Below are 12873 nucleotides of genomic sequence, written 5' to 3' on the forward strand. Positions count from 1 at the left end.
TCGGCCGACGAGACGGGCCCGAGCGATCTTGACCTGCGCGGCTAGCTGTACTCGGCCAAGTGGTCGGGTGACTCGCGTCGGTAGTTGATCAAGATGAGGCCTCCGGGCGGGCCCCGGTCATGGCGCCGGGAGCCAGGCTCGCCAACACGCCGACGATGCTGCCGGATGCGGCGAACAGCCCCGTGAGGCTGAGCGCGGCGCCCGAGCACATCACCACGTAGTCAGTGGCCGAAGGGGGGAGCTTGAGGGTCTCCGTCTCGTGCAGCGGGTCGAGCAGGCAGGTCCGCGACTCGGACATTGCGGCTCCTCTCTTCGTTCATGCTGATCGGCCGCGTCGTTCGGCGGGTGGTCGCGGCTACCGACGGCGGACGGTTGGAATCCCTGCACCGCGACTTGTTGCCTGTGGCCGGCGGGTGTCCTTCCAGGGGCGTCGGCCCGGGGCGTGTGGGTCGGCCAGACGCTTGTCGTCCACCTGATGGGTTGCTCGCCGTGGAGTTGGGTCCACAGGCGACGGACGCCGGTCGTGGCTGCGGTGGCTTCGCCGGTGCTGGAAGGCTCTGACTGATTGCTGCGCGTAGGAGATGCGGCTGTGGAAGCTGATCGCGCGGGTCGCTCATTCGTCTGATCGCTCGACTGGCGCAATTATCAGGCCGGTGGCCTCTGGTGGTGATGTAGTGATCCCCGGAGAAGCGAGACCGCTCTCCCAAAGTCGTCTTGGCGCCTTCTGCCTGAAAGGAACAGTGACATGCGAAGTAGGGCCTATTCGAGTGTGTGCCTGCTAGCGCTGGTGGGCACATTCGCGGCGAGCGGATCGGCCATGGCCGACTCAGGACACGCAGAACTCAATCGCAAGGAAGTCCTGCACCTCAAGCACGTCGAGACTAAGCATTTCAAGGTGGGGGGAGGACTCAAGGAAGGGGATCGTTTCGGTTTCTCCGGCCGCCAATACGAGGTCCGAACCGGCCAAGACTTTGGGACCTACGGTGGCGAATGCACGGTACTGTCCGTGGATCGCAAGCACAGGAATATCACCCATCAGTGTTACGTGACATCGGAGACCCCACGAGGTCAGATCACGCTCCAGGGAATCCACACCGAGCCTTTGGAGGACGGGTCGGCGGATTCAGAGGAACCGACCGGGCGCCCTTCCGATGATGCGGTCACCGGTGGCACGCGTGATTTCGCCCACGTCAGTGGTTTCTCCCGCACCGTCCAGGTTTCGCCCACGACCTACGACGTGACCTACTATCTGGGGTGATTCACCTGAACCCCCGCAGTTCACTTGCGGCGGCGTTCGAATCCTGAGCGGGAAAGCGAAAGCGCCTTCTGAGCTGGAACGATAGGGCTTGTAGAAGGCTTCTGCCGTTCCAGCAGGAAAGCACTTTCTGCGTGCTCCTACGAGAAGACAGCCGCGATCCACCCGGCCGGACTCCATGTCGCAGGCATCCACCTCTGGCCCGTTCGGTGATCAAAACGAAAGCCCCTGGGCGCGAGTTCCTTGAGGGGTGTGGCGGCGGTCGCGGCAGGTCGAATTGTCACACGGAGGGCCGCAGTGGCCGAGGCCGGCTCACTGCGGCCTTCTCGCGCGTGTTTCCGTACGAGGTGGAGTGGGTCGTCTGTCGCACGACGGGGCGCGGACTCTTTGATGAACCGTTCTGCTGGGTGAGCGCACCACGGGCGACAGGGAAATCGAAGTAGGTGTCCGGGTACGGCTCCGATTGGAGGGTGTAGTGCCACCACTCGACGGGCAGGTTGACGAAACCGGCGGCTTCCATCACGGTCTTGAGGAGCAGCCGATTCCGTCTTTGCTGTCCGCCTACCTCCGGGTTCATGGTGTGCGAAAGAACGTCAAAGAAATCAAAATCCGTGCCCATGTCGAGTGATTCCCATTCGCCTGTTTCTTCGCCATACTCCGCAATAGTCAGATCGACAGTGCTGCCTCGACTATGGCCCGACTTCTCCGCAATGTAACCGTCAGTGAAGAGCTGCCCCTTGTCGACTCCTGGATAATATTCCACCTTCATGGGCTGATCGTCCAGATCCTTCGCCCATGCAACAAACTCATCAACAGCGCGCTGCGGCCGGTAACCGTCATAGACCTTCAGCGTATATCCGTTGGCCCAGAGCTCGCTCTGCACGGCCTTCAGCGCTTCAGCCGCCGGGCGCGTGAGTATGCACAATCGCTCCGGATATCCATTGACCGGGCGTCCTATGAAATTTCCCCCCACGCAATAACGGACATCGTGCAGAATTGTGGGAGCAATGTCGCTGACGGCGACGAATTCCGCCAGGGCCTTCACTTCACCCACCGCCCGAGTCGGACCACTGATCAGCCTGTCGGCGGTGCTGCCGTTGTTGACATCAGTCATCGAATGCGGGGATCCCATCAAGAATGGACTTTCCAGCCAATAGTTCGACATTTGGTTCCGGCGTATTGGCGCAGATCAAGGGCATTTCTCCATGAGGTGGCCTCTCCAAAGGAAAGGCGGAGGGGGCTGGGAGTTTCCAATGCGAAGCGCTTTGACCTGCCGCTGGAGGTGAACCCTCCGTGATGCCTTTACGAGCACGACGTCGCCAGGACGAAGGCGTCGCGCAGGAACTTGGAGCAGCGCCTTGACGGCCTGAGGGCTTCCGCAATCTCGCCCTTGGCCTCGACGATCTTCTCCACCGTCCCGAATTCGCCGAGGTGGGCGGTGCACGATGTTGGTGACGACGGACACCGGGCGGGGAAATTGCAGTCAGGTGCCGGATGTGGCCCAGCCCCCCTGGCTCCATCTCCGGGACCAGGTATTCAGTCGAGGCATCGGCCCGCGTGACGGTGAGGGGCATCGCCATCTCGTCTCACAGTCGGAGAAGGTGTACACCCTTGTGCAAGTGCGCTGAGTCGCCCCGAGCCTCGTCGCCGCTGTCGGCGTCGCAACCGGAGAGGCCCGCCTCCGCCTGCGCTCTCGCCGATCGCTCGGTCCGCGCCTGCCGCAGCGTCCGCTGGATGAGCAGTTCGCTCACCGGGGGCAGCTCCTCTTCTCTTTCTCTTACGGCCGAAGAAGCGCCCTCTCGTACCGCCGAGGAGCCGCCCTCTCGCAGGGTTGGCGGAGCGCCGCGGGGCACGGGCTCAGGTACGCCGTGCTCGGGCACGCTACGCGCGTTCATCGCGCCTAGCGCGCCGAGGGCCCCTAAGACGTCCCGTACCGGCACCGTGTCCAACGTCCCCTTGAGCCCGCGCAGTTCCGCCAGTTCATCGCGGCAGGCGGCGCAGCCGGTCAGATGGTCCTTCAGCGCCATGGCCCCGGCCACGTCCAGCGCACCGACGGCGAACGCACCGAGCACCACCAGGTCGTGCACCTGCGCGTCGTGCCCACGCGCGTCGTGCGCACCGCTGTGCCCGGCACGCGTCGAATCAGCGCCGCCCTGCTCAGTACCGGGCGGATCGCCGCCGCCCTGCTCAGTACCCGGCGGATCGACGCCGGTCCGCTCTGTGGCCGCCCGCTTCTCCCCCCTGGTTCGAGGTGGTGTGGTCACGCGCTCGGTCGTCCTTTCCGTCCTCTCCCTCTCCATCTCCGCGTCACCGTCCACGAGTTCCTCCGGGTGCCCTTGAGTCCGCTGTATCCGGTACTCCGGTCACGTACGGGGGGCGGTTTCGGTTCACTGCGGATCCTTTCGAGGTACTGACGTCGCGTCCGGAGTTGAACCGGCCACACCGCTCGCCCGTTAGCCAGCCGACAGCGAAACCCGGGCCCCTTGCCAGGAACGACGAGAAACACCGTGACACCACCGCAGCACACCGCTCCCGCATCCAGGTCGGAGGCCGTACCGCCGACGCCGCTTGCAGCGCCGCCGCACCGCATCCGCGAGGTCGACGCCCTGCGCGGCTTCGCGCTGCTCGGAATCCTTCTGGTCAACGTCCAGATGATGGCCGGTCTTTACGCGGGTCTGGCCGGCGTCGATCCGTCCGCGACGGGCGCCGACCAGGCGGTCGCCTGGATCGTCACGGCACTGGTCGCCATGAAGTTCTATCTGTTGTTCTCGTTCCTGTTCGGCTACAGCTTCACCCTGCAGGTACGGGCCGCTCAGCGCGACGGAGCGGCCTTCGCGCCACGGCATCTGCGGCGCGTGCTCGGCCTGTCCCTGCTGGGACTCACCCATGCCGTCCTCCTGTTCGTCGGCGACATCCTGATGACGTACGCGGTCCTGGGCCTCCTGCTGTACGCGTTTCGCAACGCCGCGCCGCGGCGAGCGCTGATCGCGGCGATATGGCTGACCGGCGTACTCGGCGCCGTCCTGCTCGGCGCGGGCCTCCTGACAGCCGCCGGGGGGCCGGGGACCGCCGGGGACGGAAGCACGAGCGACGTCACGGCCCAGCTCTCCGGCCTCGTGACGTCGTACCGCGGCGGTCCTGGCGCCGTCGTCCAGGCGAACCTGCGGCGGCTGCCCGATGCGCTCAGCAGCGACCTCGTCTTCGCGGCGGCGCTGTTCGCGGCGTTCCTGGCCGGCCTTGCTGCGGGCCGGCGCGACGTCCTTGCCCGGGCCGCTGCACACCGTCCGCTGCTGATCCGCATCCTCCGCCATGGCCTGGTGATCGGCCTTCCGGGGGGCGTCGTGATGGCGGTCTGCCGCAACGGGCCGCTCGACAGCGGCCGTTGGTCGCTCATCGGAACGGCGGTGGGGGTTCTCACGTCCCCGGCACTGACCGCCGCGTATGCCTGCGGGCTGCTCCTCCTGCTGCGCACGCCGCCCGGCGCACGCCTCGCCGCCGCGCTCGCCCCCGCGGGCCGGCTGGCGCTGACGAACTACCTCACGCAGTCGCTGGTCATGGCGCTGGTCTTCACGGGTTACGGCCTGGGCCTGTACGGCCGAGCCGGCACGGCGACGGCGGTGGCGGGCTGCCTGGCCCTGTACGCGACCCAACTCGCCCTCAGCGCCTGGCTGGTACGGAGCACGAGGTACGGGCCGGCCGAATGGCTCCTGCGTACGGCGACCCTGGGCCGTCGCCCGTCGCGCGCTCCTCGAGGAGCCGACACCACGCCGGCTCCTTGAGGAGAGGAATCAACGACACACCGGTGCGGCGCCACGCCCCGCGCGGGGGCCGGCCGGCGGGCCTTCGCCCTTCCGGGGTCCGCACCGCGCAGAGCGGCCGGATCAGCACCCGGCCACTCCACTCGTCCGGAAAAGGCCAGCCTCGTGGCCGACACGGTGTCACCACCGACAGCGGACGGCCCGGGACTGGCACTCCTCATGGATCTCGCTGCCCGAATCGGGACCCAGGCCTCATCCCCGACGAACCGGATCGCCCCGCCCTCCTTGAGGCCGGCGAGAGGGGACACGAAGCCGCCGCCCTGGAGACCGTCCGTGTCGTCGTCAACCGCGGCCACCGTCTGCGGATCGAGATTCATCACGCACCGCCCGGACCACCCGGAGTGCCAAGACCGGTCCCGCCCTGCTGTTGTGCGAACTGCGTGGGCACCCCCGTCGTACCAGGAACGGCCCCGCCCTGCTGCTGTGCGACGGGCACGGGCACCCCCGTCGTGCCAGGAACGGTCATGCTCGCCGCGACCAGCGTGTTCTGCGGGTCGACCTGCGGTCCGGCGCCCGGCAGGTCGACCTGCTGACCACCCCAACCACCCAGACCGTTCTGCAGAGTCGTCATCGGCAGCTGTGCCGTCTGGTCACCGGTCGGCTGCGGTACCGTCCGCTGCTGCATGGCGGTCGTCGGCTGTGCGACGTTCGGCGGCGCTGGCTGGGTCAGCGGGTTGACCGACTGTTGCTGGATTTCCTTGATCGCCATGGTGGCGATCATCCGGGCTTGGGCGGCGGCCGACTCGGCCGACCAGCTGCTCTCGGCCTGCTGCTGTGGCGGGAGGCCCACGGGTGCCGTCTGGGGCAGCGTGGGCAGCAGTGAGTTGTCCTGCTGCGCTTGGCGCTGCAGATTCTCCCACATCGCTTTCGTGAGTATCAGCATGGGGACATTCTTCGGAGCCCCGCCCAGTGCGAACCCGATGCCTTGCCCGTTGGTCCCGAACTCGGGCGCTTGTTGCGGCTCGTGGGAATGGTCGGCCGCCTCCGGCGCAAGAGAACCGTTCTGGACGGGTGGCGTGGCGTAGGGGCCTTCAGCGGACCCGATGGGCGGGAACACGAACGCTTGCGGCTCGCGGGAATGGTTGGCCGCCTCCGTCTGTACGGGGGGCGTGGGGTAGGCGAGTACGGCATCCCCGTTCGGCTCGAATCTGAGCAGAGGCTCACCGCCCTCCTGGTGCGACTGCACGATCCTGTCGAAGATTTCCTTGCTGTGCGGCGATTCCGGGTCCCAGTACACGTGCGCCCCGTGCATGACACCAATGTCTCTGCGCATCATTTCGTCGATCACGCTGTTGTATGTGTTCAGCGTCAGCGACGAACCTCCGGGAGTCCTGATGTTGTACAAGTCGTGGTCGCCGGTTATCCGCGTCCAAGCGCCCTCCGCGTTCTTGCCCAAAACGAGCCCGTTCTCGACCTTGTACCTTCCCTGGTCCGCCAACTGGGCCATGGGCCCGGCCAGTTGCTGGAACTCGTCTTCCCGCTGTTCGAACCGAGCCTCAATACGACCCCATGTCACGTCGTCGAAATCCTCGCGCTGGGGTTTGACGGGCTGGAAGTACCCAACTAGTCCGACGTCCTCCGCTCGGGCTCCGAGGTGGACGTCCAGCTCGTTGATCGTTTTGGCCTTGATATCCTTCGGCTTCGGCAGCATCCCCTGCTGGAGCCACTCCGGGGCGGTCCGGGTGGTCGGCCGGACATCAATCCTGAGACCGTGATTCTGCGCAGTCCGCTGGAACTCGTGGAAGTTTCTTGTCGGCATGCCGTACTGTCTCTGTGCCTGCTCCTCGGTCAAGTCGTCTTTTTTCGGCATAATGGCGGTCCTTTCTGTGAGTTTCTGCGGAAATCGGTGGTGTTACGCGGCCCGGCCGGGAGGTCCGGTCAGGCCGGGCGGGAGTCCGTCTTCGGCGGTTCCTTCGGCCGGTGGCCCCCCGGTTTGCAGCCCGCAAAGGGGCCCGAGGGGTCGCGCAGGGTGTTCATGACGTGGCCCAGGTAGTCGCGGTGCCAGACGGCCGGGCCCGTCATCCCGGCGCGCGGGTCCGTCAGTTCCTGCCAGGCCATCCACAGGCCGTACAGCTGGGCCACCGCCTCGGGATGCTCCCACCAGCGCGGGCACCAGGGGGTGTTCGAGGTGATCTCCCTGGCGTACACCGGCAGCAGCAGATGGCGGACCCACAGGGCCAGGCCCCGCAGTGCCTCCTCGTGCTGTGCGCCCTGGAGGTAGAGGATGAACGGCGCCGACATGCGCTCCTGCCGGGGCTCCTTCTCGGCCGGCCCCGCGCCGGACCCTGCGTTCGTGGTCCGATCCGTCATGGCCCACCCGCTCCTTTGTCCGTGGGCAGCCGTCCGTCCTCGACCGGCAGGCGCCCCTGGGCCGCCCAGCCAGCCGCCGCGCGCTCCGTGATCGCCCGCGTCTCGGCCTTCGCCTGCGCGGAGATGGGACCCGCGTTGGGCTCCTTGAACCAGGGCCGCAGGCGGATGAGCGCCGGCCGTACACCCGTGGCGAGCAGGAGCGCCGTGCCCTTCGGAAGGGCGCGGATCTTGTCCGCCGGCAGCACCTGTTCCTGGCGGTACGAGTACGAGCGGGACGTGCCGTCCCTGCTCCGTGACACGCTCGGTGTCCTCACATCGTGCAGGCCCACCAGCCTGGAGATCTTCTCCACGAAGTCGGCGTCGTCGAGGCCGGCTCCGAGCAGCTTGATGGTAGCCGCGCTCCACAGCGCGTCCATGCCCACTTCGCCCCACACCCGGGCGCCCTGGCGGTAACTCTGCAACAGGGTCACGACGTTGATCCCCCGCGAGCCGAAGTGGCTGTAGAGGTCGGGCAGGTCGGAGATGCGGCAGACGTTGGCCGCCTCGTCCAGGACGGCGGTCATCGGCGGGTCGAGCCGGCCGCCCATGCGCTCGGCCGCGACCACTCCCGCCCGCATCGTCGCGTCGGCGAGGCCCGCGATCACGCCGGCTGCCGAGCCGCCGCCGTCCTTCGACAGCAGGTACAGCGTGTCCCGGCCGAGCACGTGCTCGTGCGGCTCGAACTGCGGAAGGCCGGGGTCCGGCGTCACCCAGGCGACGATCTCCGGGTCGAGGAGGCAGGCGACGCATTGGCGCGCCGTCTCGTAGATGCCGTCGCGCGTCTCGACCGCGCCGCGGACCGTCCCCTGCAGCTGGTCCGCCATCGCGACCATCCCGGCGTCCCGCAGCAGGTCGATCGGCGTGCGGTCCGCGGGGTCGGCCAGCCATGCGAGCAGGTCGATCACCGACGCCTTGCCGCGGGCGGCGGCGAGGAAGAGCGCGGTGAGCGTGTTCTGCGCGGCCGAGATCCAGAAGTCCTTCTGTGCCGCGTTGTCGTTGACGGACGCCACGAAGTGGCCGGCGAGACGGCGGGCGCCCTCGATGGTGACGCAGTCGGCAAGCATGTCCCACCACATCGTGCGGGGCGCGTGGGCGATGCCCTGCGGGTCGAACGTCCACACGGTGCCGATCTTCTCCCGCTCGGAACGCGTGACGGCGTATACATCGGACTTGTTCGACGTCAGCAGGACCGCGCCGCGTGCCCGCAGCACTCGCGGAATGGCGATACCCGTCGACTTGCCCGCGCGCGGGGCCATCAGGTCGAGTTCCACGTCCTCGAACGAGGAGCGCAGCTCGGGCCCGTTCGGATCGAGGTCGCCGAGCAGATTGCCTGTCTCGTCAGGATCGAGGTCGTTGGCGCCCTTCAGGGACGGGCGCAGTTCACGCGCCCGTGCGGCGATGCTTTTGGGACACAGAGCGGCCAACTCGCGCCGCCCGGCGAGCCCCTTGGGCCTCTGGAAGAGCCGCAGTACCGTGCGAACGAACAGCACGACCAGCACGATCAGCACGGTGCACAGGCTCAGGATGCCCGCGAAGACGGCCACCGGCGAGGCGCCCGGCCACATGCTCCCCGGCCCGTGCAGGGCCAGGGAGCGGAACGTCGACAAGACGTACGGCGGAGGGTGCCAGCCCGCGCCGGACAGCGCGGCTCCTAGCGTGCCACCGAGCCAGACGACGCCGGTCACGAGGAATCCGACCGCCGCTGCCCCCACGATCAGCCACGGCGCCATCTCGCTGCCGGGCGTCAAGCCCCTGGGTACGCTCATCCGGCCCGCCTCCCGCGCGGGTTCCGCGCGGCGCCGTGGCCCGGGACGGGATCGGGGCGGGGCACCGGCTCGATGCCTTGACCGCGGCCAGGGTCCTGTGGGTCCAGGACGGCGCGGAGGCGGAGCGTGGAGGTGTGCTCGGGGTCGTACCCGGCACCAGGGTGTCCCTGCGGATGTCCCTGCGGATGTCCCTGCTCGTGTCCCCGCGGAGACCCGGCTGTGTACGAGGCGACGTGTGCGGCGTCGTAGACAGGTATCGGGCCGCCTCCGTACCCGGGAACGGCACCGGCGTCGTACTCGTGGAGGGCCGCACCGCCGTATCCCTGGACCAGCCCGCCGCCGTACCCGGGAACGAGACCGGGGATCTGCTGGGCGTGCTGCCCGATCTCATATCCCCGGGCGGCCTCCGCCGCCGCCTGCCGGGCGACCTGCTCGACCCGCTGCTCCTGCGCCGCCCAGCGCGTGTTCGTGTTGTGCAGACCGCGCTCCGTGTCGGTGATGGCGACCCGGATCGGGATGCCGGGGCGGCCGCCGACCTTGATGAGGAATCGGCCACGGCCGGGCGGCTCCTCGCGTTCGCCGGCGGCCCACCCGGGCGGGGACGACCAGGAGGAGACCAGGTCGATCTCGCGCTCGGACAGGCCCACGACGCGGCCCAGCTCCTCCATCTCCACCCGCGGAAGGCCGGCGCACACAACCATGCCCGCGCGTTCGACGAAGCCCCGCGCCTTGGCCCGGTCGGCGTCGCTGGCGAGTGCCTCGGCGTCCTTCAGGGTGTGCGTGATCTTGGCGTCGCCGAGGCCGAGCGAGCGGTTGAGGCGCGTGAGCGCGTCGATCCGGTCGACGATGCCGGAGGCCGCGCGCAGGGGCCGCCACAGCTCGTCGAGCACGGTGAAGAACCAGCGCCGAGGTGCGAGCCCCGCATCGGCCAGGGCGTGAGACGCGGCCACCGCGCCGAGCCCGTCGGACCACGCCGCGAGCATCGCCGCCGCGGTCAGCTGCGTGTCCGCCTCGCCGATACGGGAGATGTCGATGCACACCGCCGGTGCGCCGGGGTCGATACGGGTCGAGGTCTCGGAGGCGAAGGTGTCGCCGAGCGGCCCGTCCAGGATGCCGAGCAGCGACCGGTGCAGCGGGTCGACGGCGTCCCGGTAGCGCGCGTCGTCACCCCGGTCGAGGGTGACCGCCCGCACCTGGTCCGGGCCCTCGGTCAGCACCCTCAGTAGTTCGGGCAGCAGCACCGACCGGCCGGGCGGGATCCGCTCGCGCACATGGTGCAGCACGGCGGAGACGACGGACTGCTCATGGTCGTCCATGGGGCGGCCGCGGACGATCGTGATCAGCGCGGCGACCATGTTGAGGACGCGGCCGTGCGTCTCCGCGGCCAGTGCCTTGCCCGCCTTGCCGCCGATCTTGCGGGCGGCCTCGCCCATCGCGCCGGGGTCGAGCACGTTGATGCCGCCGACGCCGCGCCCGATGGAGATCACCTGGCCGCCCAAGGCCCGTACCGTGTCCGCGTAGTCGGGCTTGAGATCGCCTAGGACCAGCGGGATGACGCCGGTGGCGGACAGGCCGATGAGCATCCGGTTGACGAGCGTGGACTTGCCCAGGCCCGGCATGCCGAGCATGAACAGCGACGGGTTGGAGATGTAGCGGGCGCGGGTGAACCAGGACAGCGGGTCCCCGCACACGGTGGCTCCCGTGTACAGGTGCTGCCCCAGCGGGACGCCCGTCATCGGCGCGCCCGAGCCGGCGGCGAACGGCCACAGACCGCAGGCCTGCACGGTCGTCGCACGCCACATCGTGGGCGGGTCCATATAGGAGACCTGGCCGCCGCCGGGTCCGGGCCAGCCGCGCGCCGGCCCCGCCGGCTCCTTGCGCGGTGCCTCCTCGGAGCGCCCGGACGTTGGACGCGACCGGGACGTGGGGGGCGACGCCGACCGGCCACGGGACGCGTCCTTCGTACGGGACGGTCCACTCCGGGACGCCTCCTCCGTACGAGGCGCCTCCTTCGCGCGGGACCTGTCCTTCCTCCGGGACGTGCCCCTCGCACTGGGCGAGTCCTTTGCAGCTCGGGGGGAGTCCTTCGCCCGGGGCGTGTCGCGACCACCGCGGCCGCTGCCCTTGTCCCTGGCTCTGCCGGTCGACCCGTTCAGTGCGTGCTTGGGGCTCACAGCGCCTCCTGGAGGTCTCTCGGGATGAGCGTGTACTCCCAGGGCAAAACCCCGGCCGGGAGCGTGCAGGTGAAGGCCGCGGCCTGCATGCGGTCGGCAGGGCGCAGCGAGATCCGGGACGTGGCCTGCAGATTGCGCACGGTCACGCCGGCGTCGGCCAGTTGGTCCTCGGAGTCGACCGTGACGGTGACCATCAGCGAGAACTCCACGAGGCCCGCGCCCGCAGCCTCTTCGGCGGCGGTCTGCTCGGCCGCACGCATCTCGGAGGCGGCACGCGCCTGCACCATGCCGCGGCCCGAGGTGGCCGTGAACTGCGCGGAACGACGGTCGGCCTCGACGATGCGCGCCGACGTCGCGGGGTCGATGGGCCGGTAGAGCAGGGTGACCCGCTTACGGCGGGTGCCCGGCGCGGCCTCGAGCAGCCCGCGCAGCACGCTGGAGCGCACGGTGCCGCGCGGGGCGAGTGTCAGCATCCAGGTGCGGGAGACCCCGGAGTCATGCTTGTAGACGCCAACGGACTCCACGCAGGCGGCGGGTCCCGCGTCACTCCATTCCAGGCCGGTGCCGCCCTGCTCGGCGCGGGCGCTGAGGACGTCGGCGGCCACCGCCGGGTCGTAGGCGACGCGGACGACCTCGGCGATGCGCTCCGCCGACAGCGGGTACGCGGACCCGCCGCCCGCCCCGACCAGGCCGGCGAGCAGACCCGGGATGCGGATGGCGAGGTCGGCGAGGATCTCCTTGTGGCTGCGCTTCTGCCCGGTCGGCGCGCCGTAGGTGAGGGTGATGTAGGTGTTGCTCTCCGAGGAGGCGGAGGGATAGTGCTGCACGACCTCCTCCATCACCGCCCGGGCGGCCGGAGGGGAGTTGGGGTGGATGCGCGGCAGCACCTCGTTGGCCAGCCTGGTCCCCGAGTCGGGCGCCGTCTCGACGATGACGCTTGCGCCGCGCAGGCCGGGCTCGTGCGACAGGCGGGCCAGCCACTCGCCCCACGAGGCCACCCACACGTCCACCTGGTCGGCATCCACCAGGGAACCGCCGTCGGGCTCACACCCGATCACGATGGTGAACAGGTTGCGCCCGGGGTGGTGCAGCACGCCGAACGGACGGTCGTAGGCGTCCCTGCCCTCACGCATGGTCACCCGGCTGAGCAGCCCCGGCGGGTGGTACTGCCCGCCGGGACGCTGGGACAGCGGTCCCGAGACGTAGGTCGTCGCCCCCTTGCGTTTGCGGCGGGTCCATCCGATGCGCACGGCGAGCAGCTGGTAGGTGTTGCGCCCGTCCTGGGTCCGCAGCGCCAGCGGTGCGATGAGCAGCACGAGCGGGACGAGCAGGGCCAGAGCGGCGATCAGCGACGCCAGCGACGCCAGCAGCGTCAACACGAGCCCGCCGAACACCCCGAAGGTACCGACCAGACCGAGCGGTCCGAGCCCCGGACGCCGGGGCCGGCGCCAGTTCCCGTAGGTGGGACGGGTGGCTTCGATGGACATGCGTGTACTTCCTTCCGTTCACGA

At 69.1% G+C, this 12873-nt stretch carries 10 protein-coding genes; 2 read left to right on the forward strand and 8 right to left on the reverse strand.

All coding sequences use genetic code 11. From position 1 onward, the window contains the following. Window positions 1-88: 88 nt before the first annotated feature. Window positions 89-298 (reverse strand): hypothetical protein, encoded by a 210-nt coding sequence (locus tag AB0M26_RS21910; RefSeq protein WP_365263498.1) that lies wholly within the window; start codon window positions 296-298, stop codon window positions 89-91. Window positions 299-817: 519 nt separating this feature from the next. Between AB0M26_RS21910 and AB0M26_RS21915 the strand changes: the two genes are divergently transcribed. Beyond that, the gene (locus AB0M26_RS21915; protein WP_365263499.1) at window positions 818-1258 is read left to right on the forward strand and encodes a hypothetical protein; all 441 of its coding nucleotides are present in this window, start codon (window positions 818-820) and stop codon (window positions 1256-1258) included. 277 nt (window positions 1259-1535) lie between these two features. Here AB0M26_RS21915 and AB0M26_RS21920 read toward each other — a convergent pair whose 3' ends face one another. Together AB0M26_RS21920 and AB0M26_RS21925 are read right to left on the reverse strand one after the other, a co-directional pair. Further along, the gene (locus AB0M26_RS21920; RefSeq protein ID WP_365263542.1) at window positions 1536-2369 is read right to left on the reverse strand and encodes a M15 family metallopeptidase; all 834 of its coding nucleotides are present in this window, start codon (window positions 2367-2369) and stop codon (window positions 1536-1538) included. 472 nt (window positions 2370-2841) lie between these two features. Next, the gene (locus AB0M26_RS21925; RefSeq protein ID WP_365263500.1) at window positions 2842-3519 is read right to left on the reverse strand and encodes a hypothetical protein; all 678 of its coding nucleotides are present in this window, start codon (window positions 3517-3519) and stop codon (window positions 2842-2844) included. A 243-nt stretch (window positions 3520-3762) separates the two neighbouring features. Between AB0M26_RS21925 and AB0M26_RS21930 the strand changes: the two genes are divergently transcribed. Next, on the forward strand, window positions 3763-5034 hold the full coding sequence (locus AB0M26_RS21930) for a DUF418 domain-containing protein (RefSeq protein ID WP_365263501.1): 1272 nt from the start codon (window positions 3763-3765) through the stop codon (window positions 5032-5034). Between the two features lie 355 nt (window positions 5035-5389). Here AB0M26_RS21930 and AB0M26_RS21935 read toward each other — a convergent pair whose 3' ends face one another. The 5 genes from AB0M26_RS21935 to AB0M26_RS21955 form a co-directional block, all read right to left on the reverse strand. Continuing rightward, a complete protein-coding gene (locus AB0M26_RS21935) occupies window positions 5390-6865 on the reverse strand; it encodes a hypothetical protein (RefSeq protein WP_365263502.1) in 1476 nt (491 codons plus the stop codon). Between the two features lie 86 nt (window positions 6866-6951). Next, the gene (locus tag AB0M26_RS21940) at window positions 6952-7314 is read right to left on the reverse strand and encodes a DUF4913 domain-containing protein (RefSeq protein ID WP_365263543.1); all 363 of its coding nucleotides are present in this window, start codon (window positions 7312-7314) and stop codon (window positions 6952-6954) included. A 65-nt stretch (window positions 7315-7379) separates the two neighbouring features. After that, the gene (locus AB0M26_RS21945; protein ID WP_365263503.1) at window positions 7380-9188 is read right to left on the reverse strand and encodes a TraM recognition domain-containing protein; all 1809 of its coding nucleotides are present in this window, start codon (window positions 9186-9188) and stop codon (window positions 7380-7382) included. Continuing rightward, window positions 9185-11005 carry an ATP/GTP-binding protein gene (locus tag AB0M26_RS21950; protein WP_365263504.1) on the reverse strand — a complete coding sequence of 607 codons (1821 nt, stop codon included), beginning with the start codon at window positions 11003-11005 and terminating at the stop codon, window positions 9185-9187. Before AB0M26_RS21950 ends, AB0M26_RS21945 begins: the two co-directional genes overlap by 4 nt. Before the next feature lie 353 nt (window positions 11006-11358). Beyond that, complete coding sequence (locus AB0M26_RS21955) at window positions 11359-12849, reverse strand: SCO6880 family protein (protein WP_365263505.1); 1491 nt, start codon at window positions 12847-12849, stop codon at window positions 11359-11361. Between the last annotated feature and the right edge of the window lie 24 nt (window positions 12850-12873).

This window comes from Streptomyces sp. NPDC051776 (assembly GCF_040681345.1).
Taxonomy (GTDB): Bacteria; Actinomycetota; Actinomycetes; order Streptomycetales; family Streptomycetaceae; genus Streptomyces.